This is a genomic window from Rufibacter radiotolerans, from assembly GCF_001078055.1.
In the GTDB taxonomy this organism is placed as follows: Bacteria; Bacteroidota; Bacteroidia; order Cytophagales; family Hymenobacteraceae; genus Nibribacter; species Nibribacter radiotolerans.
Window position 1 is genome coordinate 3,180,035 of the sequence record NZ_CP010777.1, and the last position, 24,786, is coordinate 3,204,820.

Below are 24,786 nucleotides of genomic sequence, written 5' to 3' on the forward strand. Positions count from 1 at the left end.
GCAAGGGTTTAGGCAAAGATAAAAAATACCCGGGTTCTACCTGCCTTTCGTGTAATCTTGCGGACGCTCTTCCAATATTAAACACTTAACCGCGTTACTCTTACAGTGGCAGACTAAAATGATTCATATACTTTTTGTAGAATACTGCAAAAGGCACGAACTTTGCTACATCTTGGTAAATTTAGGAAGAGGACGATGGTAGAGTTATTGAATTCAAAGTTGGAGGTTACCTGGTCAGCCGAGGAGAAAACGATTTTAGATGCCGCCGTGGCCCTGGCCGAAGAAAGCCACCAGCCTACTTTTATAAGGGACGTGCTGCTTTTCCTGTATCAGCATTCCCGGGCCAAATTCATCCTTGTCAGCCGGAAAGGGCCTCAACCAGAGGAAATGACCAGTCTGGGGCTGTTAGTGGATGGCACCTTAACCTTTGAGCAAATTACCTATTCCCTTGCAGGCACCCCCTGTGAGTTGGTCCAGAAGCACGAGATCTGCTACTTCCCCAGAGATACCCAAGCCCTCTTCCCCACCGATGAGTACCTGAGCCTTTATGGCATTGACAGTTATTTTGGGGCTCCGCTCCTGAATGCAACTGGGGAGGTTACCGGCCTGGTAACCCTCATGCATCAGGAACCGCTGGCCAACCCTACCCTTATTGAACTCATTCTCAGTATTCTATCTCCTCCGCTAGAGGAGTTGTTAGAAGCATCTGCGTAACCTACGTCTATGAAAGCCAGCAAAAAGTGCCCCCACTGCGCCCAATGGTCTGTCTGGCAAAGAAACCCTACGGACCGGTGTGAGCATTGCCACAACCTGCTGGACCCCGCCGCCGCGGAACGCCTCAAAGCCCAGGCGCAACGCAAGACCGAGGAGAACAACCGCTTTACGGTAGACTTCATTCAGATAGACCCGCAAGACTCTGCCTTCACCAAGTTCTATAAAGGGATTGGGCTTGGCTTTCAGTTGGCGTTTGTGGGCATTATGTCTTTTATCTTATGGCTCATCGCGCTGCTGGCCGGTTAAGCTGGGCCACCTTTACTCCCCTTTTCTGGGTTCTGGCCGCCCTGTACTTGGGCCACCGTATTTTAGCCTGGCTGTCCGTTCCGCGGGCTTCCTGGGTGCGGCATTACCTGGACGACCTCCTTTGCCTGCCCCTTCTCCTCACCGTCACCCTTTTTTTCATGCGGGCACTTTTCGGCCCCGCCGTGCGGTTTACCAACTACCAGGTGGCTTTTGCGGTAGTTTATGTGGCTTTGGCCTTTGAGGTTTTCTTCCCGCTGTTCCTGCCCCGCTACACCCCAGATCTTTGGGACGTAGTGCTGTACGCCATAGGAGGTTTTATTTTCTACCGCTTTTTGAATAAGTAACCCGTGGGCTGTTTTAGGGCTGTTTCCGTAAAAACAGGCCCAAAACGCGCTGCTCAGCCCAACCTCCTTCTCGTCTGTCTGGTATAAACAGGGCGATGGAAGAAAAGGGACACATATATATTGGCACCTCGGGGTGGCACTACAACCACTGGAAGGGCAATTTCTACCCCTCGGGCGTTACCTCCAAACAATTCACGGAGTACTACCTGCGGTATTTTAAGACGGTGGAGATCAACAATTCCTTTTACAGGTTACCTTCTGCCGAGACCTTTGCCGCCTGGTACGCCAGCGTGCCCGAAGACTTCATCTTTGCGGTAAAGGCCAGTCGCTACATCACGCACATGAAGAAACTCAAAGACCCGCAGCAGGGACTTTCTCTGTTGTTGGGCAACGCGCAGGCGTTAAAAGAGAAACTGGGACCCATTCTATTCCAACTGCCGCCTGCCTGGCGCCTGAACCTGGATCGGTTCCAGAATTTCCTGAAGGCCCTGCCGCCCTACCACCGCTATACCTTTGAGTTCAGGGACCCCAGTTGGTACCAGGAAGAAGTGTACCAACTGCTGCAGGAGCACAACCACGCCTTCTGCATTTATGACCTGGCCGGCCACCAATCGCCTATAGAAGTCACCGCCGATTTTGTCTACATCCGGCTGCACGGCCCCGAAGGCAAATACAATGGCAGTTACTCAGAGGAAGCCCTGCAGAACTGGGCCGCCCATTGCCGCACCTGGGCCCGGGAAGGGAAAGACGTATACGTGTACTTTGACAATGACATTAACGGCCACGCCCCGGTCAATGCCATCCGGCTGCAGGAGCTGGTGCGGGAGTAAGCATTTTGAGGCCGTTTTCCAAAAACAGCCTCGAAACGAAAATCAGACTATAGACTCAGAACGCCTTTCCAACCCATATGCCTCTGCCAACAGTTCATAGCTGCGTAGGCGGTCCTGGAAATCATAGGTGATGGTGACCACCACAATCTCGTCTACCTGGTAGGCTTCGGCTAAGGCATCTAATTTTGCTTTGACCGTGTCTGGCGTACCCACCACCAGGCGCTGGCGGTTGTATTGCACCTGGGCCAGTTCATCGGGCGCTAAATCCTCATAAAAAGCCTTGGCCGTTTCCAGAGAGGGCACCCCTCCGGCTTTGCCTTGCCTGATGTGCAGCATGAGCATGTCCATGGAGAGTTGCAGTTCCTCGGCCTTTTCTTGGGTGTCGGCGCACAAGACAAAGATCCCGAAGTTACCGGCCGGCTTTTTCAGAAGGGCTGAGGGGCTGAACCGGGTCTGGTAGGCGTGCATCATCTCGGGGCCGCCGTTGGGGTTGATGAAATGGGCGAAGGAAAAACCCATCCCGAAGTGAGCCGCAAACACGCCGCTCTGCCCGCTTGAACTCAAGAGCCAGCGCTCGGGCGTAGTCGCCGACCGGGGCGTCACTTTCACGTTGCCAGCTTCAGAGCCATTCAACCCGTCCTGCAGGAACCGGTCCAGGTCCATGAGTTGGTCCACAAAATCCTGCTCGTTGAACTGGTTGTAGGGGTTGAGCAAGGCGGCGGTCCGGCGGTCGGTGCCGGGCGCGCGGCCAATGCCCAGGTCAATGCGGTTAGGGTACAGGGCTTCCAGTAACCGGAAATTCTCCGCTACTTTCAGGGCACTGTAGTGCGGCAGCATGACCCCGCCCGAGCCAATGCGCAGGTGTTGGGTATGAGCCGCCAAATGCGGAATTAGGACTTCGGGCACAGGCCCGGCCAGGCCTAACGTGTTGTGGTGCTCAGAGACCCAGAAACGGGTGTAGCCCAGACGGTCTGCCAACTGCGCCAATTGCAGGGTTTCCTGCAACGCCTGCTCTGCCGTTCCGCCCGCCCTCACTGGCGACTGGTCCAACAAACTTAATTTTATTTTCTTCGCCTGGGTCATACTTCTATTCTATTTAATAATGTTCTTCGCGCCAAGGTGCCTGTTGCCGACGGTTTATTCGCTGGGGGTGGTTTGCGTTTTGGGCCCATTTCCGTGAAAACAGGCCTAAAACGGCGTATACTTTCCTGGCACCGGTAGGCGTTTAGGCCTTACAAATACGCTTGCTTCCTGTGGGCTTACGGGTACTTGCCCTGTTTCAGCCCTTCTATTTTACGGCCATTTTAGGAAAAACAGGCCTAAAACGGTGCAACCCGGCCAGTATCCTTGGGGGAAGCATAGCCTTTGCCTCGGTTTATACGTTCATAGCGCATGCCCTTTTTCAATTCTTACTTCGGGAGCTTCTCAGACTGGATCAATACCCACTGGCACCGGTGGCGCATACGTCATGCCCCTAAACTGACCATGACCTACTGGCGGTCGCTGGACCACCGCGGCTGGATGCGCGTTTTGGGCAAGGCCGTAACGGCGGTGCTGCTGGTGCTGTTCCTTTTCTACCTGGCGGTGTACTTCGGGTTGTTTGGCTGGCTGCCCACCAAGCGGCAACTCAAAGACGTGCAGAATGACATGCCCTCTGAGGTCTACACCGCTGACAGCGTGCTTATTGGCCGCTATTTTATCCAGGACCGGACCAACGTGAAGTTCCAGGACATTGCCAAACCCGCCATTGACGCCCTAATTGCCACCGAAGACGTGCGCTTTTACGAGCATGACGGCGTGGATTACCGAAGCCTGGCCCGCGTGTTCATCAAAAGCCTTTTAATGCAGGAAGAAAGCTCCGGCGGGGGAAGTACCCTTAGTCAGCAGCTGGCCAAGAACCTGTTCCCGCGCAAGGACCTGGGCTTTCTCTCTATGCCCGTGAACAAGATGCGCGAGGTCATTCTGGCCCGCCGTTTTGAGGCCATTTACACCAAAGAAGAGATCCTGACGCTGTATCTGAACACCGTGCCCATGGGCGGAAACGTGTACGGCATTGAATCGGCGGCCCGCCGATTCTTCAACACCTCGGCAGACTCCTTGAAAACTGAGGAGGCCGCCACCCTCATTGGCATGCTCAAGGCCACCACCACCTATAATCCTCGCATCAATCCGGAGCGCTCGCGGCAACGAAGAAACGTAGTGCTGGCCCAGATGGCCAAATACGGCTACCTTACCCCGGACCAGAAAAACCACTTTCAGGGCCAACCTCTCAAGGTCAAATACAACCCATACTCCCACCACAGCGGCCTAGCCACCTATTTCAGGGAGCACCTGCGCGGGGAACTGACCAAATGGGCGGCCCAGCAGGAAAACCGCGAGGGCGAGCCCTATAACCTGTACAATGACGGCCTCAAGATCTATACCACCATTGACAGCCGCCTGCAGCGCCACGCTGAGCAGGCTCTCAAGCAGCGCATGTTCGCCCTGCAGCTGGATTTTGACAAGCACTGGGGCAAAAGTTCTCCTCTGGCGGGCCAGCCCGATATCCTGAAAGCCGCCAAAGAACGGTCTCTGCGCTACAAGCGCCACAAGGCTGCGGGGTTGTCAGACAAAGAGATAGACAAGATCTTCAACACTCCCCGACCCATGGAGATCTTCAGGTGGCGCGGCGCGGTTTCCCGCACCATGAGCCCCATGGACTCGCTTCGGCATTATCTGCGCTACCTTAATGCGGGTTTTGTGGCCATGGAACCCCGTAGCGGCTACGTGCGTGCGTGGGTGGGCGGCATCAACCACAATTTCTTCCAGTATGACCACGTGCGGTCCAGAAGGCAGGTAGGCTCCACCTTTAAGCCGTTGGTGTTTGCGGCGGCCCTGGACCGCGGCATTGCGCCCTGCTCCTACTTCCCCAATGACCGCGTGGTGTTTCACGAGTACGAAAACTGGTCGCCCAAGAACTCAGACGATCAGTACGGCGGCGCCTACTCCATGCAGGGTGCCCTGGCGCAAAGCGTGAACGTGGTGGCCGTGAACGTGGCCATGCAGGTAGGCATACCCAAGATTGTGCAACTGGCCAAGAACATGGGTATTACCGGCGACCTGCCTACCACTCCATCGCTGGCCTTAGGTACTGCCGATGCCAGCCTTCTGGAAATGGTGGCTGCTTACGGCACCCTGGCCAACGGCGGCTACCAGGTAAAACCGCGTTACCTGCTGCGCATAGTGGACAGAAACGGCAAAGTGCTCCTGGACCAAACCAACCCTAACGGCCAAGGGCGGCAAGTACTGGCCAGCCAGGCCACGGCTCTGTTAAGACCCATGCTGCAAAGCGTGATCACTGAAGGGACCGGCCAGCGCCTGCGCCGCGATTACAACCTGAACATGGACATTGCCGGCAAGACTGGTACCACCCAATCGCACGCTGATGGCTGGTTTATCGGTTTTACGCCCGACCTGGTGGCTGGGGCCTGGGTAGGTGGCGAGGACCGCCGCATCCGGTTCCGCGACCTGGAACAGGGAGGGGGTTCTAATACCGCGCTGCCCATTTGGGGGAATTTCTTCCAGCGCGTGGGCAAAGACCGTGATTTCAGGACCTATGCGTATAGCAGGTTCTCGCCTTTACCGTCTCATCTGCAGGGCTATCTCAATTGCCCGGCCTTCCAGCCGCCTATGCCGGTGTACACCGAAATGCCTGAGGAAGAAGACAGAGGTGTAGATGAGTTCTTCAAGAAAAGCGGTAAAAAGCTGAAGGATCTTTTTAAAGGAAAGGGTAAAAAGAAAAAGGATTGGCAGGAACAGCTGGAGGAGGATTTAGAGAAAGAACAGAAACGAGGCAAAGGCCGAGGCCGCTGGTCCAGAGAGTAAAGGTGGAGATTTTGAAATGTACAGGCAATCCCTTGTGTTTGCCCTAACGCATAACCATTGTACAAGCTTTCACCAAACGTAAAAAGGCCAACCACAAGGGATTGCCTCTACCAAAGTCTCTACAGACAAAAAAGCCTCATCCTTAACGGGTGAGGCTTTTTTTATGCTTCGTTTCAGGGCCGTTTTCAAGAAAACAGGCTCAAAACAGTTTTGGCTACGTTACTGGCCTTGACGCTTCTCAAGTGTCACCTTGGCTTTATGGCAGATGCCACCCAGCGGCGGGTTGAACTTGGAGACACTCACCTTCACCTGCTGCACAAACGGAAACTCATTCAGGATTCCTTCAATGATGCGGTGGCCCAGGTGTTCCAGAAGACGGGCCGGAAGGCTCATTTCATGGAGGACCAGCTTGTAGAGTTTTTCGTAGTTAACGGTTGCTTCCAGGTTATCTGAGGCGGCGGCGGCATGCAAATCGGTTTGGATGTACAGGTCCACGCCGTACTTGTTGCCTATCTTCTGCTCCTCGTCATAATAGCCATGGAAGGCAAAGAACTCCATGCCCTCCAGCGCAATTTCTCCCATAAAAACCGTTTCCTAGATCTCGTCAAAGAAGGAACCACCGCCGGCTACCGCCGCGGCGGGCTTAGCCTGGGTAGTCAAAGGAGGTTGTACCTCTGGCTTTTCTGGAAGTGGGTGCTCCCGCTCTGGCTCTGGCTCCTCTACCGGGGTTGGACCTGGTTTAGAAGGAACCTCTGGCTTGGCCGGCTCAATTTCAGGAGGCGTGGTAGTGGGGCGTACCGGCGTGCTTGGCGGCACAATTTCCGGGGTGCGCGGGTGTACGTCTGGCGCCGGGTTAGGGATATGCACGGGCGGAATGGTGCCCGGCGTAGACGGGATAGACTCCCGGCTACCGCCGCCGCCGCCAATCTCATAAGCTTGGGGCTGATCTGTGAAAGTGTGCGCAGAAGCGTTGCTTGGTATAGAGGCAGGTGCTACCGGCTGTATAGAAGTTGAATTGAAGGCGTTCATGTGTGTATCTTTTTCGTGGCCTGGGCGCTGCACTTTTGCCTGTGCGGCCCTAGATAAGATACTGCCAATAGAGGTTTTTGGTTTTGCTTTGGTCTTCTCCACCTTGTCCAGGGCGTCTGAGGCCATGTTCTGCAAGTCACGCACCATGTTCTCCAGGTAATCTTCCAGGCGCAGGTAATCCTGCTCCAGATGCTTCACCTCGGCTTGCATGTCTGTGATGGCTTTTTCGGCTTGCTGATAGGCGTTGTCTACCACGCTGCGGGCCTTCTGGCGGGCGGCATCCAGGAGCTGATCGGCCTGTAGTTGGGCTTCTCTAATCTGCAGGTCGGCAGCTTTGGAGGCCTGCTCTACCATGCTGTTACCGGTGTCTTCGGCGGTCTTGAGGGTTTTGTATAAAGAAGATTCCACTTCGCGCAGCTTCTGGACTTCACGGGTGGCCACCTCCAACTTCACTCTAAGGTCTTTGTTCTCGTCCTGCAGCTTTTCCCACTGCTGGGAAAGCGTCAATAAAAAAGCCTGAACCTCATCTTTGTCCAACCCCCTAAACGCCTTCTCAAACGTTTTCTGTCTGATTTCTAACGGTGTAATCTTCATATTTCCTTCAAGGTTAACGCCCAAACCGCAATGCTGCGGTCATCACTACACGAAACTAACTGATTCCAGTGAGCCGACCAAAACAATTTGTTGACAGAGGTACCGTGGCCGGCGTGGCGGGCTTTGTCAATCACTTTCAATAATTTAAAGGTCTGGGCATCCCACACCTTCACAGATTTATCCATGCTGCAGGTGGCAAAAAGCCGCCCGTTGGGGCTGAACGCAATGTGGTTCAGGGTGAACAAATGCGCTATGATGCTGGTGTGTTCCTGGTAACTGTTTTCCGTGTCCCAGACCCGCAGGTGGGCATCGCGGCTGCCGCTGAGCAGGTAGCTGCCGTCTGGGGTATAGGCCACCGTGAAAACCGAGCCCGTATGCCCTTCTAACGTTTGCTTTACTTCCAGCGTGTGCAGGTCCAGAATCAAAATTCTATGGTCGCTCAGGCCCAGGGCCAGTTCAGGCTTGCCGGGGTGCAGAGCCAGACTACGGGTGCTTTTCTCAGAGAACCGCACCACCTTTTCCACTTCCAGCTTCTCCATATCCACTACTGCCAGGGAGCCATCGCCCAGGGCCACAAAGGCTCGGTGCAGTTCATGGGCGTACCGGATGTCAAAAATGGCGGCCGCCGGCAGCAGAATGGTTTTCACGATGGCTTTACTGGCCAGGTCCAGCACCTCCAGGCTATTGAAGTTATGGCCAATCAAAAGCCAGTTACGCTCGGGCACGTACCGCAGAGCATACACGCTGGAGCTTACCTGCGCCACCAGTTCGCCCAGTTCGGGCTTGGTCAGGTCCCAGCGGGCCACCATGCCATCGGCCCCCGCCGAAAAGAACTTCTGCGATTCAGGGGCCTGCTCCAAAACGTACACGCAGTCTTGGTGGCCGGTGAGCGTGTGTAATTTCTGAACCTGAAACGGACTGGCCATGGCGTGTCTGAAAAGTAAGGGAAGCTATTTTTGCCTAAATTTACCAAAAACAGGCCAAAAACCGGTAATTTCCTTTCCATGCCCCTGCACCAACTCTCCTCTTTGTCTCCTACCACCATGCTGGGCCTCTGGCATGTGCAGGAAACCGCAGAGCAGTTGCAGGCACAGTTATTCGCCCTCCGGCCCGGCCATGATATTCCGGTTTTCAAGTCTGAGGCCCGCACCCGCGAGTGGCTGGCCGCGCGTCTGCTGGCCTACACGCTGCTGGAAAAACTGTCGGCCCCGCCGGTGATGCTGCACCGCAAGGAAACGGGCATGCCGGTCTGCTCTGCGGCGGGGTGGCACGTGTCATTGACGCACTCGGGCCCCTGGGTGGGGGCGCTGGTTTCGTGCTCTGCGCAAGTTGGCATAGATATTGAATTAAGACATGAGAAGATTCTGCGGCTGGCGCCGAGGTTCCTGAACGAGCCTGAACTAAAGGCTTCAGAAGGCGATCTGGAAAAGGTGCTGTTGTACTGGAGCGCGAAGGAAACGCTCTACAAGGTGTACCAGGAAAAGGAACTGATTTTCAAGGAACAGCTGCTGGTCAGCGACTTCCACCGGCAACAGGCCGGTGTTTTTGAGGGACAGGTGCTTACCCCCACTTTTAACCAGCGGTACCCGGTGCAGTATGCCGTACATCCGGAATTTGTGCTTACCTATTTGCTGGCGTCTTTACCCTGAGCATCAGAATGAACCATTTGAGCGTTACCTAATAAATTGGCGGGTTTCGCTTCTAAAAATAATTCCCCGTAAACCTATGACTATGAACCGATATTTTACCTTTCTCCTGGCCTTCCTCCTCAGCAGCGCGGCTTTTGCCCAAAACGGCTACCGCATAGGGTCTAAGGTGGAGAACTTCACATTAAAGAACGCCCAGAACCAGTCGGTTGAGCTGAACAGTTTCAAAGACGCGCCGGTGCTGGTGGTGGTGTTTACCAGCGTGAACTGCCCGTATGCCAAGCTTTATGACGGCCGTATCCAGAGCCTTTCCAAAGCCTATGCCGGCAAAGGCGTGCGTTTTGTTTACGTGAACACGAACATTGGCTTGGAGGAAGGCGGCGAAGCAGCCCAGGCCCAACCCGACCTACCCACCTCCAACAGCTTCCCTTACCTGATTGACGAAGGCCAGCAACTGAGCAAGAAGTTTGGTGCCACCAAAGCCCCCGAGGTTTTTGTACTGCAAAACGCCCAGGACGGCTTCTACCTCCGCTACAAAGGCGCCATTGATGACAACCCCCAAGCCGAGGCCTACGTGAAAGACCGCTACTTGGCTACTGCCTTAGACGCGGTGCTGGCGGGTAAATCTGTTTCTTCAGCGGAACGCCGGGCCACGGGCTGTTTGATCAAGCGATTTTAAACGAATTGCCGATTGTTGATTGCTAATTGCTTTTAAGTAGACCCCACAGGTTGTAAAGACCTATGGGGTCTTTCTGTTTTAGGGCTATTTTCTGGAAAGTAGGCCAAAAGCAGAAAGGCTCTCTCCCGCAAGTTTACCGCCAGCGTAACTTGTGGGTGCCTATATAGTGAGATTAAAAACTCACGTCAGTTGATAAACTGACCATAAGAAAACCCTCAAGTTACGCTGTCGCTAAACTTGCGGGAGGAAGTAGGCATTGCCAGTCACTATTTCGGCTTCACTTCCAGAATTATACCCAAAACTGCACTTCTCATTTTCCCCTCGTACCTTTGCCCCACCCTTTTCTTAATTCTTAATTCCTAATTAAAAAGATGGATTTCCTGGACCCAGACCTGCAGGCCTACGCCGAAGCCCATACCTCACCCGAGTCACCGCTTCTGCGCCGGCTCAACCGTGAGACCCACCTGAACGTGATGAAACCGCGCATGCTGTCGGGGCATTTGCAGGGGCGCACGCTGGCCATGTTCTCACAGATGCTGCGCCCGCGCCGAATTCTGGAGATTGGAACTTACACCGGTTATTCGGCGCTTTGCCTGGCTGAGGGGCTGACCCAGGACGGCGTGCTGCATACCATTGACGTGAATGACGAGTTGGAGGACATGGTACGTCGGTATATAGCAGAGGCTGGACTGGAGCAGAAGATCCAACTGCACATTGGTCAGGCGGCCGAGGTGATTCCAACCTTGGAAGAGCAATGGGACTTGGTGTTTATTGACGCCGACAAAAAAAGCAACGCGCTCTACTATGACCTGGTCATCGATCACGTGCGGCCCGGCGGGTTCATTCTCACGGACAACGTGCTTTGGAGCGGGAAAGTGGTAGAGAAATTCAGGCCCAAACTGGACAAGGACACCGAGCTGATGCTGGCCTTCAACCAGAAGGTGCAGGATGACCCGCGCGTAGAAAACCTGCTCCTGCCCATCAGGGACGGGATTTTGGTGGCCCGGAAAAAGTAATCCACAACTTGTGGATAAGCCCGTGGATAAGAGCGTGGATAAATTTTACCGCCGCCCGCCTTCCTTCTCCCTCCCAAAATCGCCTACTTTGTAGTTGAACCGCGTGCTACAACTGGCTACCCAATAGGTGTTTATAAGCGCCCAACTCCAGTTTTACACGAACATAGGTTTTCTGCTATTCTTTTACCTTTTCTTTGATTCATCAGATGAAAAAATCCTTATCGCTCCTGTTGCTCAGCCTGTTATGCTGGGTGGCGCGTGCCCAGAGCCCGGTAGTGCCCAACAACATTTATTTCGCGGACATGCATCTGGAGATAAAAGAAAGCGCCCGGGTGGAAATCCAAAAAAATGTGGATGCCCTCATTAAGCACCCCGCCTATTTCCAGAAGAAAGTAGAGTTGGCAGACGCGTACTTCCCGTTTGTGGAGCAGGCCCTGAAACAGGAAGGCGTGCCCACTGACTTCAAATACCTCGTGCTACAGGAAAGCGGCCTGGTCTCTGATGCCGTGTCTACGTCTAATGCCGTGGGTTTCTGGCAGTTCAAGGAAGGTTCGGCCACCGAGTTGGGCATTAAGGTGAACAGCCAGGTAGACGAACGCAAGCATATTATTGAGTCTAGCCGCGGGGCCGCCAAATACCTTGTGCGCAGCAACGCCTATTACAAGAACTGGTTCAACTCGCTGCTTTCCTACTACCAAGGCCTTACCGGCACCAAAGCCCTGACCAAGACCTCAGACATTGGCGCCAAGAAAATGGAGGTGACCGCGCAGACCAACAAATACCTGCTCACGTTCCTGGCCCACAAAGTGGCCTATGAGAACGCCATCGGCAAGAACCCAAACCCCACCATTACCCTGCAGCCGGTAAAAGCGGTAGCAGGACAAACCCTAACGGAGATTGCCATGGCGGCCCAGGCAGATGCCGCTGAGGTGGAGCGCTACAACAAGTGGCTGCTGGCCTCCCGGGTGCCGTCAGATAAAGAATACACCGTCATGGTACCGCAGCTGTCCGGGGCTCCGCGTCCGGTAATCGCGCAGGCCTCCAGCCCGGTTTGGAAATCTTCTTCCACGGCCAGAACCTCGGCCAAGCCGAGAGCCTCGGTCATGAAGCCCAATGACAGCATCAGTAAAATTAAAGGCTTCTTTGCCACCCTGAAAGCTAAACTGACTGGCCAGCCGCAGGAATTGAAGTCCATCGTGGCCCAGCCCGGTGACACCAAAGACATGCTGGCCCTGCAAGGCAACATCTCCACCAGCAAATTCCTGCAGGTGAATGACATGAGTTCCTATGACCCCATTGTGCCGGGCCAGACCTATTACCTGCAAGCCAAGAACTCCAGAACATTGAACCCTGAGTACCATGAGGCCCAACCCGGCGAGACCATGCACAGCGTGTCTCAAAAGTACGGCATCAAACTCAAAAAGCTCTTGTCCAAAAACCGTATGACCTCCAAAGAGCGTCTGGAGCCGGGCCGCATGGTATGGCTGAAAGAAACCCGCCCGGAATCTATTCCGGTGGAGATCAGGCCTCAGTTGCAAGATGAGCCGGTGTCCGCCCCCAGGGAAGTGATTGCGCAGAAGCCTGCCCCTGCGGCGCAGCCTGCCGCCTCTAAACCGGCAACTGCCTCTACCTCCTCAAAGCCCGCTGCCATTAGCGTGGTAGTGGAAGACACTACGGCGGCCCCTTATGTTCGCAAGGCCATTGAGGATGTAGATGTGGCCGCACCGGTTGTGTCTTCTAACACCCAATACCCGAGCAAAAAGACGACCGGCGCCACCAAACCTGCCGCGCCCTTAGAGCGCAAAGCCCCAGACGAACCAGCAACGGCAGAACTGGAAACATCGGCGGCGGTGGTGGGTGCCACGTCACACGTGGTAGAGAAGGGCGAGACCTTGTATGCCATCTCCCGCAAGTACGGCGTCTCAATGGAAGACCTGCTGGCCTGGAACAACCTGGACGGCAGCGCCCCGCTGGCCTTAGGCAAAGAGTTGGTGCTGGTAGGCCCGGCCAACCAGATCTCAGCGGTAGAAACAATTGGTTCTGCTCCTGCTAAGGCACCTGCCACTTCGGCACCAGCCAATAGACCTGCCGCTGGGGTGAAAGAGCATACCGTGGTAGCCGGCGAAACGCTGTATGCCATCTCGCGTAAGTACGGCGTTACCCTGCAGAACCTTCAGGAATGGAATGAGCTGGGTACCGGCGCTATCTCTGTTGGTCAGGTGTTACAAGTGACCGCCCCGGAAACTACCCCAACCGTAGCTCCTGCTCAGGCACCTACAGCCAAACCAGCGGCGGGGGTAGTGACCCACAAAGTAGCTCCCGGCGAGTCTATGTATGCCATCTCCCGCAAGTACGGCGTCACCATCAAGGAGATTATGGAGTGGAACAACAAATCAGATTTCAGTGTGACGTTAGGTGAAAACCTGATCGTGAAACCTAAGCAATAACCTTAATACTTAACATAAACAGGAAAGGCCCGCTATAGTAGCGGGCCTTTCCGTTTTAAGCTAGTTTTGGCCAAACCAGGCTTAAAACGGAAAGCAGACTGTCCTTTTGGGAAGGCTTAGAAAAACTTAATCCTGCTCCGGCGGGGTGGTTAACTGGGTGGCTGAGCGAAGGCCAGTGGCTATCTCGGGCAGAATGCCCAAGCGCTCATAAATGGGCCGCACCATTTTTCTGAGGGCAGGAAGCTGCAGTGCAAAAGGCAGTACGCTGAGCGCGCAAAGCACCCCGCAGCCCAGCAGCGTATAGGTCACGCCAATATGTTCGGCCACCCATCCGGCCAGCAGACTGCCAAACGGGGCCATGCCCATAAAGGCCATGGCGTAAAAGCTCATCACGCGGCCTCGTTTGTCTTCGTCTACAATGGTTTGCAGAATGGTGTTGCAGGAAGCCATCTGGAGCATCATGCCTAACCCAGCCAACAAAATACAGAGCATGGCCAGCGGTAAGGTTCGTGTAAAGGAAAACAGGATCAGCCCTACTCCAAAGAGGACGGCGGAGCCCACAATCAATCGGCCCAGGCCCAATACGCTCTTGCGCGAGGCCAGGTACAGCGCCCCCGTCAAGGCCCCTACCCCCGAGGCGCCCATGATAAAGCCCAGCGTATTGGCACCGCCGCCCAGCACATCACGCGCGAACACCGGCATGAGCACACTGAACGGCATCCCAAACAAGCTGAGCATGGCAATGAGCAGGATAATGGACCGGATGGGCGCAAACCCGAAGGCGTAGCTGAACCCTTCACGCAGAGATTCCAGCACCCGGGTTTGCACCAGCGGCCGCTTTACCGGCTGCAGCTGCATGGCCAGCAGCGAGGCAATCACGGCCAGATAACTCAGGGCGTTTATCAGAAAGCAGATCCCCTCGCCCACGGCGGCAATCACCAGCCCCGCCACCGAGGGGCCTACCAGCCGGGCTGCGTTGAACATGGAGGAGTTCAGGGCGATGGCATTGCTCATGTCATCACGGTGCTCTACCAGTTCCACCACAAAAGACTGCCGGGCCGCCACGTCAAAGGCATTCACCACGCCTATAAAAACGCTAAGAAACATGATAAACGGGATATTCACGTGGTCGGTTAAGACCAGCGCCGCCAGCGTGCCGGCCTGCAGCATAGACAGCGCCTGTGTGAGCAGCAGCACCCGGTGCCGGTTGAACCGGTCTGAGATGACACCCGCCACCGGGCCCAGCAGAAAGGACGGCATCTGGCTGCAGAAATTCACCAACCCCAGCAATAGCACCGAGTCGGTGAGGCGGTAGACCAGCCAGCTCATGGCCAGTTGCTGCATCCAGGTACCAATCAGGGATATGCCCTGGCCCGCAAAGAACAGCCGGTAATTGTAGGACCGCAGCGCCCGGAACATGCCCCCCAGCCGGGACGGAGAAGAAAGGGAAGTAGAATCTGCCATGCGTGTTAATGCCCCTTCGGGCTGAAAAGGTGTACGGAACCCAGGCCTTTTATAGCTTGCCTTCCTGGCTTTTTCAACAGATAAAATTTCCGTTTTGAGCCTGTTTCCAGAAAAACGGCCTTAAAACGGAGGTAGGCCGCCAAAGCCTAAAAAGACAACCTGCGTTCCTGAAAGCTTAGGCCCGGGTAACCCATTACCGACCTAGCCCAGCTCTGCAAGGGCCAGATCGTTATCAAAGAGAGACAAATTCCGTTTAATAAATCATCTGGTTCTTTATTTGCGCGTATATCTGCTTTCAACCTGTTACGGTGCCCTAAAACGTTTTAACCTTCTTACGCTGAGAGACATGAGCAAAGCAAAAAACGCCCATACTGCCCCCACCCCGGCCCTTAAAGTGCGGGGACTGGTACCCAAAGGCAAACTTTTGGCCATTGGGGGCAAGGAAAGCAAGGAGAAGGAACAGCCCGATGAACAGGACCGCAACATCAATTTTATAAGCGAGCAGATACTCAAGCGGTTTGTGGCAGAACTGAAAGGCAACAACCCCATGATTGCCATCATTCCCACGGCCTCTAACCTACCAGATGTTTCCGCCAAGGACTACACCACCATCTTCAACAAACTAGGCGTCAACAACATAAAGATTGTAGACATAAGAAACCGGGTGGACGCCAAAAAGCCTGAGTACATGGAGGCCATCAAGGAAGCGGCTGGCATCATGTTCACCGGCGGAGACCAGCTGAAGCTCACCGCCATCTACGGCGGCACCGACATCCTGAACGCCATGAAAGAGCGCTATGCGTTCTCTGACATCATCATTGCCGGAACCAGCGCCGGGGCGGCAGCCATGTCCACCCCTATGATCTATGAGGGGGAGTCTGAGGGCGGGTCCATCAAAGGTGATGTGCGCATTACCACCGGCATGGAATTCCTGAAGAACGTAGCCATTGACACCCATTTTTTGACCCGCGGCCGCATTGTGCGCATGACCCAGGCCATTGCCACCAACCCCGAGTGCATTGGCATTGGGCTGGAGGAAGACACCGCCATTCTGGTCACCGAGGGAGGTTTTGTGGAGGTAGTGGGCAGCGGCCTGGTCACGGTAGTAGACGGCACGGGCATTACAGACACCAATATCTACGCCATTCAGACGGGGGAGCCATTCACCGTGAAAGGGCTGCGCGTGCACCTGCTGGGTGACAAGGACAAGTACTTTATCCCGAGCTACGCCCGCCTGCAGATGCGGTAAAACCCCGGCCTCCGTTTCGGGCCTGTTTTCAGGAGATTAGACCAGAAATGAAAAAATAACGCCAAAAAGCTATCCGCAAGTTTTGGCCGGGGCTAACTGGACAGTAGGGATGTTACTTCTGGGTTTCCTCTTTCTCCAGGCGCCGGTCCAGAATGAAAGTCCCGAAGGGAATGAGCGAGGATATGAAGGCCACCACCACTTTGTAGAAAGACCATTTGTAGGTTACCCACACCTGCAATAGTAAGGCTACGAACAAGATAAATAGGAGGCCATGGGCCCAGCCTACGTATTTCTGCACTTCATGGATACCTGCCAGCCTTTTTAAGGGCATGGCAATAAAGAGGAGAATCAGGTAAGAGATACCTTCCAGAACGGCCACCGTCCTGAACTTGTCTAAGGCTGTTTTGAAAGAGAAATGCATGGTACTAACCGTTTTAAAGGACAAAGGTACGGCACAGTCTACTCTTACACCTATTGCTTTCTAAAATGCCTCCATTAATACTTTCCGGTTCAGGAAAAGTCTTATTTCCTACCTTTTCTGTTTCCGGCCTGATTTTCAGAAAACATGCTAAAAACACCCCTTGGTAAAGCAACTTTCTGCCCCGCGCCTGCTGTTTTCTTTGTACCTTCGTAGTCCGCTTTGAGCCCGTTTTCAACGCAGGACTCAAGACTCAGAACTCTAGACTCATTTCAACTGTGCCAGATTTTTCCCACCTCCATACCCATACCCAATACTCGTTGCTAGACGGGGCCGCCAGCATTAGCGGACTCATGAAGAAGGCCCAAGCCGATGGCATGAAAGCCGTCGCCATGACCGACCACGGCAACATGTTTGGGGCGTTCAACTTCGTGGCCGAGGCCAACAAGTACAACGTGAAACCCATTGTGGGCTGTGAGTTCTATCTGGTGAACGACCGGCACCAGAAGACCTTCACCAAGGAGGTAAAAGACGTGCGCCACCACCAGCTGCTCCTGGCTAAAGACCAGGAAGGCTACCAGAACCTGGCCAAGCTCTGCTCCTACTCCTACATTGACGGCCTCTACAGCAAATGGCCCCGCATTGACAAGGAACTGCTGGTCAAATACCACAAAGGCCTCATCGCCACCTCCTGCTGCATTGGCGCTGAACTGCCACAGGCCATTCTCTGGAAAGGCGAGGAAGAAGCCGAGAAACTCCTGAAATGGTGGCTGGACTTGTTCGGCGACGATTACTACATTGAGATTCAGCGCCACGGTCTCATGAACATTGATAACACTGGCCTGTCTCAGGAAGACGTAAACCAGGTATTGCTCAGATTTGCCATCAAGTACAACGTCAAGGTTATCTGTACTAATGACTCGCACTACGTAGAGCAAACCGATTGGAATGCGCACGACATCTTGCTATGCGTGAACACCGGCGAGCAGGAAAGTGTACCCGTAGGCGATTTCCAGACGCAGTATTTCAGGATGATGTCTGGGAGCGGTGAGGTTATTTATGACACGCTCACTAATATCAGAAACACCTACGGAAACGATGAGAACGTGCGCCGTATGCTGTACCGCATAGAGGAAGAACAGCAGAAACCGCGTCCTCAGGACCGATTTGGGTTCCCGAATGACCAGTTCTTCTTCAAGTCTCAGGCAGAGATGAACCATCTGTTCGCGGACGTGCCCTTCGCCGTGGACAACACAAACGAGATTGTAGACAAGATTACGCCGCCTAAGCTGCAGCGCGATATCCTGTTACCCAACTTCCCGTTGCCTCCGGAGCACCCCACGGCAGACTTGTTCCTGCGCCACTTAACCTTTGAAGGGGCCAAGAAGCGCTACCATGAGATTACCCAAGAGGTAGAGGAGCGCCTGAACTACGAGCTGGGCATTATTGAGACCATGGGTTTTGCGGGTTACTTCCTCATTACCCAGGACTTCATCAACAAAGGCCGGAGCATGGGCGTGGCCGTGGGTCCGGGTCGGGGGTCGGCGGCGGGCTCTGCCGTGGCCTACTGCGTGGGTATCACCAACATTGACCCTATCAAGTACGCCCTGCTGTTTGAGCGTTTCCTGAACCCAGAACGGGTTTCCATGCCCGATATTGATATTGACTTTGACGACGTGAACCGGCAGCGCGTGATTGACTACGTGGTAGACAAGTACGGCAAGACGCAGGTGGCCCAAATCATCACGTTCGGTACCATGGCGGCCAAATCGTCTATCAAAGACGTGGCCCGCGCCATGGACTTGCCTTTATCTGAGGCCAATGAACTGGCCAAGATGGTCCCCGAGGTGCCCGGAACTACGCTGGCAAAGGCGTTTATAGAATCGCCTGAGCTCGCCTCCATCAGAGATGGCAATGACCTTCGGGCGAAGGTTTTGAAACTAGCAGAAAAGCTGGAAGGCTCCGTGCGAAACACGGGTATTCACGCGGCGGGGGTGATTATCGCGCCAGATGACATCACCAACTACATTCCGGTGTCCACGTCCAAGGACTCTGACCTGTTGGTGACCCAGTTTGACGGCAAGGTGATTGAAAGCGCTGGCATGCTGAAGATGGACTTTTTGGGCCTGAAAACCCTGTCCATCCTGAAAGACGCCATGGCGCTTATCAAGCGTAACCACGGCGTGGAGATTGACATTGACAACATTCCGCTGGACGACGAAAAAACCTACGCCCTTTACCAGCGCGGTGACACCATAGGCACGTTCCAGTTTGAGTCTGAGGGCATGCGCATGTACCTCAAAGACCTGAAGCCCACCAACATTGAAGACTTGATTGCCATGAACGCCTTGTACCGTCCGGGCCCGATGCAGTTCATCCCGAACTTCATTAACCGGAAACAGGGCCGTGAGGAAGTAGAATACCCGCACATATTGCTGGAACCGCTCCTCAAGAACACCTACGGCATCATGGTGTACCAGGAGCAGATTATGCAGACGGCGCAGGTGTTGGCGGGTTACTCATTGGGTGGAGCAGATTTGCTTCGCCGTGCGATGGGTAAGAAGGACATGAAGAAAATGGCCCAGGAGCGCGAAAAATTCGTGGCCGGAGCCAAAGAGATTCATAACATCCCCGCCAAGCACGCCTCTGAGGTGTTTGACGTGATGGAGAAGTTTGCGCAGTACGGGTTCAACCGCTCGCACTCCGCCGCCTACTCTGTGGTTGCTTACCAAACCGGTTACCTCAAAGCGCATTATCCTGCCGAGTACATGGCCGCCGTGCTCACCCACAACATGAACGACATCAAGAAGGTGACGTTCTTTATTGAGGAGGCGCGCAAACAGCAGATTCAGGTTCTAGGGCCAGACGTGAACGAATCCATCCACCAGTTCAACGTGAACCAGCAAGGGCAAATCCGTTTCGGGATGGGCGCCGTGAAAGGCACCGGCGAGGCCGCCGTGGAAGCCATCATTGAGGAGCGCGAGAAAACCGGCCCGTACACCGATGTCTTTGATTTTGCCAAGCGCGTGAACCTGCGCGCCGTGAACAAAAAGACCTTTGAAAGCTTGGCTCAGGCGGGTGCGTTTGACTCCTTTGAGCGCTACCACCGCGCCCAGTACATAGAAACCCCGCCCGGCGAAACCATCAACCTGCTGGAAAAGGCCGTCCGTTTCGGGAACCAGTTCCAGGCCGAGAAAAGCGCCGCTCAACAGTCTTTGTTCGGGGGTGGCGGTGCCGTAGATATGCCGTTACCCAAAGTACCAGACGTACAGCCCTGGTCCCTGACTGAGATGCTTCGCCGTGAGAAAGAGGTGATTGGCTTCTACCTGTCGGGCCACCCGCTGGACCAGTTCAAGCTGGAGATTGACTCCTACTGCACCTGTAGCCTGGACCGCATTGAAGAGTTCAAAGGCCGCGACGTGAACGTGGCCGGCATCATCAGCAACGTGGTCATGCGCACCGGCAAAAACGGCAACCCGTTCCTGCTCTTCTCGCTGGAGGATTATGACAACACCATGGGCCTGGCCTTGTTCGGCGAAGACTTTGTGAAATTCTCGCCCTACGTGAAGGAAGGCATGTACCTGTTCATCCGGGCCAAAGTGACGTTGCGCTACAAGTCTGAGGACCAGTGGGAATTGAAACCGCTCTCCATGCAACTGCTTTCAGATGTGGCCGAGAAAATGGCCAAAGGCGTGCGCATGGATATTGACATTAGAAACATCAACGCTATGCTCATTGACCGGTTGGAGGAAGCGGCTATTGCCAGCCCAGGTCAGAAGAAGCTGGAGCTTGTATTGACGGAGCCCGGTGAACGTTTGGCGGTGGAGTTGTTCAGCCGGAAATACCGCATTGACCCGAAGACGTTTTTGCAGAATGTGAAAGAGTTGGAGGTGGCAACGTGTCAGTTGATTTGAGGTGTTATCTGATTTTATTCTATAAATGAATTCAAACTTGAAATACCTCCGAACCATTAACTTTCAAAGTGTTCGCTCCTTCGTCTTAGATAACAAACTAGGAGCTGGTGACTTGTTGTACTTCAGCAATGAAGACTTTTCTAATTTGATAGAGGAGTATCGATCTTTATACAACTCAGGAATGCCAACACCATACTATATTCTTGGAGTAGAAATTGAAGAGAGTTTAGAAATACCCAAGGGTAGAGTAAAAGTTAAACCTACTGATTTAGAATAACTTTCTATTTTCATTCAACTAAATTCAAGCCACCTGATAAGTAAAGATTACAGATGCAAAGCCCAGTTATGTTTTCTTAACTGGGCTTTACGTTTTTGAATGTTTTGGTAAAAAGAGACCAAAAACAGATTGAAGGCTTATCGTTTCGGTCTGTCAGGGGACAGACCGAGGGGACTTTATAGGATTTCTCAACTCATAAACAGTTTCTTATTAATCCTTTTCCTTTAACTTTTACTTATCCGTGGTCTGTCCCCTGACAGACCACCACCATCAGCTTTTGAATTCCGTAATTCCCTTCATGAATGCAGAAATGTTCACTTCTCCGCGTAAATCAAACATGCAATTGGGCGAAGTGTATTTCTGGACCAACACCATCAAAGACTGGAAAAAATTATTGAAGCCAGATAAATACAAGCAAGTTATTTTAGAACAGTTGCAATGGTTAGTTGAGCAGAAGAAAATAGCTGTGTATGGTTTTGTCATTATGCCCAACCATCTCCATCTCATCTGGGAAATGCTTCAGATGAACGGCAAGGAAATGCCGTATGCCTCTTTGAATAAATGGACAAGCAGTAGTTTCCTAAGAGATTTGCGACAGCATCACCCATTGGCACTCAGTTCTTTCGTGGAAGACACCAAGGAAAGAAAGCATAGATTCTGGCAACGTGACCCTCTGGCTGTTTTGTTGCCTTCAAAGCAGCTAGTGGAACAGAAGTTAGAGTACGTTCACTTAAACCCATTGCAAGAACATTGGCAATTGGCCCTTAGGCCAGAAGACTATCTTTGGTCTTCGGCCAACTTTTATGCAACTGGCAAGGATAGTTTTAGCATCCTTACCCATTATCAGGACAGGTTCTAGAATGGCCTGTCAGGGGACAGGCCATGGATATGGAGTTTAGACCATGACTATACTGGTGGTAAAGGTCTATTAGAAATTCTACCTGCCAAATAGCAACCTCTCTTCATCCTTTTGCCAATCCAGCCAAAATCCTTACCTTTGTCTCAACCTTCGGGTTCTTGGCTTTTCCGGTTTAAAGTTGGCTTCCACCTCTTTCTACTAGAAAAGCCTTGTTTTTTTAGAGCCCGATTATCAGCAGCAGCCTTTAAGGACTTCTTTTCAATATTGGTTTAAAGTTCCAACCTTAGAAAGCTTGCCCTTCGCAAGCGCACCATTGTGCCATCCTGTCACGGGGCACGCACTTCTAATTACCCAACCTTTTTTACCTGCAACCAGTAGACATACTACTGTTTTTGGGCTGGTTTCCTCAAAACGGGCTCAAAACAGGTATCCTTGAGGATATTGACTCACATGACAGAAAATCAGTAGCTTTACTGTCAGTTCAGAGTTGGTTCTATTTTTGAACAGTGACCCTTACCATATACACGTATTCAACCATAACGATCATGGCAAATAAAGCAATAGAAATTACAGACGCGAACTTCGAAGAGATCATCAATTCAGACAAGCCAGTATTGGTAGACTTCTGGGCAGAATGGTGCGGCCCTTGCCGCATGGTGGGCCCGGTGGTAGAAGAACTGGCAGGTGATTATGAAGGCCGCGTGATTATTGGTAAAGTAGATGTAGACGCCAACCCGCAGACTTCTGCAAAGTTTGGTATCCGTAGCATCCCTACCTTGCTGGTTTTCAAAAACGGACAAGTAGTAGACAAACAAGTAGGCGCCGTTCCTAAGAACGTGTTGGCTCAAAAATTAGATGGCCAGTTAGCGTAAGCTGCCTTCGCCTTCATAAAACAAGAAAGCCGCTCCTTAACCGGGGCGGCTTTCTTGTTTTGGGCCTGTTTTACAGAAAACAGGCCCAAAACGGTCACACGCAGGCGAAGTAGCTATTGACTTTCCCCATCAGTCCTGCCTGATTCCAGCGGAAAAGTCTTACATCCTGTGTCCTGCATCATACATACCCACTTTACTCACAGCCGCAAAGGCTTTTCTCGGCGGCGCAGAGATCGGCAAAGCCTTGGTCCAGGGTACGCAGCAACCCGAAGACCCGCTGGTTGTACTCCCGCAGGAGCGAGGTCTTGCCTTCGGGGGCCGGTTCTTTGACTAAGGCTTCCAGTTCAGTAACCTGTTTGGTCAGTTCTCCTTTGCGTTCCTGTATGCGCTGGATATGGGCCGGCAAGGCGCCTTCGGTTGAATACTGCGCTTTAATGGCCGTGTCCATGCAGGTACCCTGTTTCAGGTAAAGGATGATTTTGCGTTCGGCCTGGGCGTGCAGGTCGCGGTATTTCTCCCGCTCCCGGTCCAGGGTCTGCTCTTCCAGACGCTGGTTAAACTGGCGGGCGGCCTGTTTCACTTCTTCGCGGCAGCTGCGGCACTTGGTAGTGTTGGCCTTTTCCAGCAGGGCGTTTCTAAGCGAAATATTGTCCTCATTGGGGGTCGCTTCGCGTAGTCTGCCTACTTCTTTGGCGTACACGTCATTGAACTGCGCCGATTCCAGCCGGTTCATGTGCTTGGAGATTCCCGCGCCTTCCAGGGTACTGGCCAGGAATTCGGGGTTGGGCAGTTCCACAGAGTAGAGTCTGTTCAGGTATTGCTCGCGCTGCGCCACGGTGATTGCTTTGCTCTGCTCCTGGTCCAAATCCAATACGGTGTTCACCAGTTCTTTCCCGTTCTTAAGGTTATGGTCAGATTCCAGGTAGCCGTCGGCCGAGGCCAGGATAGACTGGTACTCATTTTTAAAGATACGCTGGTAGGTGCTGTTGCGGGCAAACTCATGGTCGCGTAGGCTGGCCAGGGTTTTCAGGCGTTTGTAGTCCTGAATCACCGCGAACAGCGTTTTGGCGTTGGCCTCGGGGCTGTTGTTTTTGTAGTTGAGGCGGTAGTTGTTGAGGTCTTGCTTCAGGTCACTGAAGTTGCGCAGAAACTCCACAAACAGCTTTTCCTGCTTGTAGGCGTCGTCGGTGACCAAGCCGGCCAGATATGCCTGCTCAATGCGCACGCGGCGTTTCTCAATAGTTTCCGTGGTGATCTCGCTGCCCGAGAGGGCATCCATGCGGTACAGTGACTTGTAGTTGGCCACCACCAGCACCGGGTAGTCCTTGAAGTTAAGGGCGGCTTCCAGCTTCTGGCGCTCAAACCCCTGCGGACTGTTACTCAGTAACTCCGTGAGCCTTGGCGTGCGCAAGGCCGGTATCTTGGCGAAGGAAGGCACAAACACATACACCCTTACTGAATGCAGCCGCGTGTCAAAATTTTGCCCCTCATACAGCCTGATGGTAGAGCTGAATTTGTATTCCTTGCGCATGGCGGTGTTCCTGATCAGGTTCCCAAACTCCCCTACTAACGAGAGCATGGCCGCCTGCGGGGTCATCTGCTTGGCAATGTTGGTGAGTTGGTTGGCAATGATATTGAAGAACACCTCTCGGCTGTCTGAGGTGAAGAGTTTGGCGTCAATGACGGCGTCAATGTTACGTTCGTCGGCAGCCAGGGGCAGCTTGTCAATAATCCGGATGGCGTCAATATTGTCTGAGATGCGCGTGGAGTAGTCTTTCTTGCCGGAAGGTGGTTCCACGGCAAAGTTATAGAGCGGGTAGACCACGGGGTCCTGCCCAAAGAGCTTCGCGTTTTTCAGCTGCGCCGAGATGAACAAGGACTCTAGGTTGATGTAATCGCGGCGGCGGGCCCGGGTGGTGCCCTGTTCCAGCTCGTTGATGACCTTAGAGAACTGGCCGGCGTTGAGCAGGTACATATCCGTGGTGAGGTACTGCCACTCATCAGTAAACTCAAACTTATCCAGGTAGTTATAGCTCAGGCGGGTGTCAATCATGTCCTGGGCCCAGACCCGGGGAGCGCCCAGCAACAGAAAAAAGAAGAAGAAACGCGTAACAGTTGACCTCATGTATTTACTCATAATGGAAAGCGTCATGCCCTTAACGAAAACGGCAACGGTTTAAGTGTAAGCAAGTTTTAAAGTTCCGGCTTTCTTCGGGAAATACCAAAACCTAGTTTTGTTGCATAGGCCGCCCCGTTTCCCGAAC

At 53.4% G+C, this 24,786-nt stretch carries 20 protein-coding genes; 13 read left to right on the forward strand and 7 right to left on the reverse strand.

Annotated features, from left to right (window positions below; translation table 11 throughout):
* Positions 1–195 precede the first annotated feature (195 nt).
* The 4 genes from TH63_RS13145 to TH63_RS13160 all read left to right on the forward strand — a co-directional run bounded on the left by TH63_RS13145 (position 196) and on the right by TH63_RS13160 (position 2,194).
* The gene (locus TH63_RS13145; protein ID WP_048921343.1) at positions 196–714 is read left to right on the forward strand and encodes a GAF domain-containing protein; all 519 of its coding nucleotides are present in this window, start codon (positions 196–198) and stop codon (positions 712–714) included.
* A 9-nt stretch (positions 715–723) separates the two neighbouring features.
* On the forward strand, positions 724–1,020 hold the full coding sequence (locus tag TH63_RS13150) for a hypothetical protein (RefSeq protein ID WP_048921344.1): 297 nt from the start codon (positions 724–726) through the stop codon (positions 1,018–1,020).
* The gene (locus TH63_RS13155) at positions 993–1,364 is read left to right on the forward strand and encodes a hypothetical protein (protein ID WP_048921345.1); all 372 of its coding nucleotides are present in this window, start codon (positions 993–995) and stop codon (positions 1,362–1,364) included. Before TH63_RS13150 ends, TH63_RS13155 begins: the two co-directional genes overlap by 28 nt.
* Before the next feature lie 95 nt (positions 1,365–1,459).
* Entirely contained in the window at positions 1,460–2,194 is a 735-nt protein-coding gene (locus TH63_RS13160) for a DUF72 domain-containing protein (protein ID WP_048921346.1), read from the forward strand.
* Between the two features lie 42 nt (positions 2,195–2,236).
* Here TH63_RS13160 and TH63_RS13165 read toward each other — a convergent pair whose 3' ends face one another.
* Positions 2,237–3,277, reverse strand: coding sequence for an LLM class flavin-dependent oxidoreductase (locus tag TH63_RS13165; protein ID WP_048921347.1), 1,041 nt, complete (start codon positions 3,275–3,277; stop codon positions 2,237–2,239).
* A gap of 309 nt (positions 3,278–3,586) precedes the next feature.
* Between TH63_RS13165 and TH63_RS13170 the strand changes: the two genes are divergently transcribed.
* Entirely contained in the window at positions 3,587–6,058 is a 2,472-nt protein-coding gene (locus TH63_RS13170; RefSeq protein ID WP_053093808.1) for a penicillin-binding protein 1A, read from the forward strand.
* A 219-nt stretch (positions 6,059–6,277) separates the two neighbouring features.
* Here the strand turns inward: TH63_RS13170 and folB are convergent, their stop codons facing one another.
* From folB to TH63_RS13185, 3 genes are read right to left on the reverse strand one after another with little or no spacing between them, the layout of a single operon-like run.
* The gene (gene folB / locus TH63_RS13175) at positions 6,278–6,640 is read right to left on the reverse strand and encodes a dihydroneopterin aldolase (RefSeq protein WP_048921348.1); all 363 of its coding nucleotides are present in this window, start codon (positions 6,638–6,640) and stop codon (positions 6,278–6,280) included.
* A gap of 12 nt (positions 6,641–6,652) precedes the next feature.
* Complete coding sequence (locus tag TH63_RS13180; protein ID WP_048921349.1) at positions 6,653–7,681, reverse strand: DivIVA domain-containing protein; 1,029 nt, start codon at positions 7,679–7,681, stop codon at positions 6,653–6,655.
* On the reverse strand, positions 7,678–8,607 hold the full coding sequence (locus TH63_RS13185) for a WD40 repeat domain-containing protein (protein WP_048921350.1): 930 nt from the start codon (positions 8,605–8,607) through the stop codon (positions 7,678–7,680). Before TH63_RS13185 ends, TH63_RS13180 begins: the two co-directional genes overlap by 4 nt.
* Positions 8,608–8,685: 78 nt before the next feature.
* On the opposite strand from TH63_RS13185, the gene TH63_RS13190 reads away from it, so the two are divergent.
* The 4 genes from TH63_RS13190 (at position 8,686) to TH63_RS13205 (ending at position 13,469) form a co-directional block, all read left to right on the forward strand.
* Positions 8,686–9,330 (forward strand): 4'-phosphopantetheinyl transferase family protein, encoded by a 645-nt coding sequence (locus tag TH63_RS13190; protein WP_076606659.1) that lies wholly within the window; start codon positions 8,686–8,688, stop codon positions 9,328–9,330.
* A gap of 82 nt (positions 9,331–9,412) precedes the next feature.
* The gene (locus tag TH63_RS13195) at positions 9,413–10,006 is read left to right on the forward strand and encodes a redoxin family protein (protein ID WP_048921352.1); all 594 of its coding nucleotides are present in this window, start codon (positions 9,413–9,415) and stop codon (positions 10,004–10,006) included.
* Between the two features lie 371 nt (positions 10,007–10,377).
* Positions 10,378–11,022 (forward strand): O-methyltransferase, encoded by a 645-nt coding sequence (locus TH63_RS13200; RefSeq protein WP_048921353.1) that lies wholly within the window; start codon positions 10,378–10,380, stop codon positions 11,020–11,022.
* A gap of 206 nt (positions 11,023–11,228) precedes the next feature.
* Complete coding sequence (locus TH63_RS13205; RefSeq protein ID WP_048921354.1) at positions 11,229–13,469, forward strand: LysM peptidoglycan-binding domain-containing protein; 2,241 nt, start codon at positions 11,229–11,231, stop codon at positions 13,467–13,469.
* A 126-nt stretch (positions 13,470–13,595) separates the two neighbouring features.
* On the opposite strand, the gene TH63_RS13210 is transcribed toward TH63_RS13205, so the two are convergent.
* The gene (locus TH63_RS13210; RefSeq protein WP_048921355.1) at positions 13,596–14,933 is read right to left on the reverse strand and encodes an MFS transporter; all 1,338 of its coding nucleotides are present in this window, start codon (positions 14,931–14,933) and stop codon (positions 13,596–13,598) included.
* Between the two features lie 346 nt (positions 14,934–15,279).
* Here TH63_RS13210 and TH63_RS13215 point away from each other — a divergent pair, with 346 nt between their 5' ends.
* Complete coding sequence (locus TH63_RS13215; RefSeq protein ID WP_048921356.1) at positions 15,280–16,182, forward strand: cyanophycinase; 903 nt, start codon at positions 15,280–15,282, stop codon at positions 16,180–16,182.
* Positions 16,183–16,294: 112 nt separating this feature from the next.
* Here TH63_RS13215 and TH63_RS13220 read toward each other — a convergent pair whose 3' ends face one another.
* On the reverse strand, positions 16,295–16,603 hold the full coding sequence (locus TH63_RS13220; RefSeq protein WP_048921357.1) for a DUF3817 domain-containing protein: 309 nt from the start codon (positions 16,601–16,603) through the stop codon (positions 16,295–16,297).
* A 275-nt stretch (positions 16,604–16,878) separates the two neighbouring features.
* Between TH63_RS13220 and dnaE the strand changes: the two genes are divergently transcribed.
* The 3 genes from dnaE (at position 16,879) to trxA (ending at position 22,522) form a co-directional block, all read left to right on the forward strand.
* Entirely contained in the window at positions 16,879–20,514 is a 3,636-nt protein-coding gene (dnaE, locus tag TH63_RS13225) for a DNA polymerase III subunit alpha (RefSeq protein WP_048921358.1), read from the forward strand.
* Between the two features lie 575 nt (positions 20,515–21,089).
* A complete protein-coding gene (locus tag TH63_RS13230; protein ID WP_231583474.1) occupies positions 21,090–21,650 on the forward strand; it encodes a transposase in 561 nt (186 codons plus the stop codon).
* Between the two features lie 545 nt (positions 21,651–22,195).
* Positions 22,196–22,522, forward strand: coding sequence for a thioredoxin (gene trxA, locus TH63_RS13235; protein ID WP_048921359.1), 327 nt, complete (start codon positions 22,196–22,198; stop codon positions 22,520–22,522).
* Between the two features lie 193 nt (positions 22,523–22,715).
* Here the strand turns inward: trxA and TH63_RS13240 are convergent, their stop codons facing one another.
* Positions 22,716–24,647 carry a hypothetical protein gene (locus TH63_RS13240; protein ID WP_048921360.1) on the reverse strand — a complete coding sequence of 644 codons (1,932 nt, stop codon included), beginning with the start codon at positions 24,645–24,647 and terminating at the stop codon, positions 22,716–22,718.
* Positions 24,648–24,786: the final 139 nt, after the last annotated feature.

Excerpts from the sequence above, each read along its gene's own strand:
- TH63_RS13210 (WP_048921355.1), bottom strand. The coding sequence starts at position 14,933 with ATGGCAGATTCTACTTCCCTTTCTTCTCCGTCCCGGCTGGGGGGCATG.
- TH63_RS13220 (WP_048921357.1), bottom strand. The coding sequence starts at position 16,603 with ATGCATTTCTCTTTCAAAACAGCCTTAGACAAGTTCAGGACGGTGGCC.
- TH63_RS13240 (WP_048921360.1), bottom strand. The coding sequence starts at position 24,647 with ATGAGGTCAACTGTTACGCGTTTCTTCTTCTTTTTTCTGTTGCTGGGC.
- TH63_RS13215 (WP_048921356.1), top strand. The coding sequence starts at position 15,280 with ATGAGCAAAGCAAAAAACGCCCATACTGCCCCCACCCCGGCCCTTAAA.
- trxA (WP_048921359.1), top strand. The coding sequence starts at position 22,196 with ATGGCAAATAAAGCAATAGAAATTACAGACGCGAACTTCGAAGAGATC.
- TH63_RS13185 (WP_048921350.1), bottom strand. The coding sequence starts at position 8,607 with ATGGCCAGTCCGTTTCAGGTTCAGAAATTACACACGCTCACCGGCCAC.
- TH63_RS13150 (WP_048921344.1), top strand. The coding sequence starts at position 724 with ATGAAAGCCAGCAAAAAGTGCCCCCACTGCGCCCAATGGTCTGTCTGG.
- folB (WP_048921348.1), bottom strand. The coding sequence starts at position 6,640 with ATGGGAGAAATTGCGCTGGAGGGCATGGAGTTCTTTGCCTTCCATGGC.
- TH63_RS13205 (WP_048921354.1), top strand. The coding sequence starts at position 11,229 with ATGAAAAAATCCTTATCGCTCCTGTTGCTCAGCCTGTTATGCTGGGTG.
- TH63_RS13155 (WP_048921345.1), top strand. The coding sequence starts at position 993 with ATGGCTCATCGCGCTGCTGGCCGGTTAAGCTGGGCCACCTTTACTCCC.
- TH63_RS13180 (WP_048921349.1), bottom strand. The coding sequence starts at position 7,681 with ATGAAGATTACACCGTTAGAAATCAGACAGAAAACGTTTGAGAAGGCG.
- TH63_RS13145 (WP_048921343.1), top strand. The coding sequence starts at position 196 with ATGGTAGAGTTATTGAATTCAAAGTTGGAGGTTACCTGGTCAGCCGAG.
- TH63_RS13195 (WP_048921352.1), top strand. The coding sequence starts at position 9,413 with ATGAACCGATATTTTACCTTTCTCCTGGCCTTCCTCCTCAGCAGCGCG.
- TH63_RS13230 (WP_231583474.1), top strand. The coding sequence starts at position 21,090 with ATGAATGCAGAAATGTTCACTTCTCCGCGTAAATCAAACATGCAATTG.
- TH63_RS13160 (WP_048921346.1), top strand. The coding sequence starts at position 1,460 with ATGGAAGAAAAGGGACACATATATATTGGCACCTCGGGGTGGCACTAC.
- TH63_RS13170 (WP_053093808.1), top strand. The coding sequence starts at position 3,587 with ATGCCCTTTTTCAATTCTTACTTCGGGAGCTTCTCAGACTGGATCAAT.
- TH63_RS13165 (WP_048921347.1), bottom strand. The coding sequence starts at position 3,277 with ATGACCCAGGCGAAGAAAATAAAATTAAGTTTGTTGGACCAGTCGCCA.
- TH63_RS13200 (WP_048921353.1), top strand. The coding sequence starts at position 10,378 with ATGGATTTCCTGGACCCAGACCTGCAGGCCTACGCCGAAGCCCATACC.
- TH63_RS13190 (WP_076606659.1), top strand. The coding sequence starts at position 8,686 with ATGCCCCTGCACCAACTCTCCTCTTTGTCTCCTACCACCATGCTGGGC.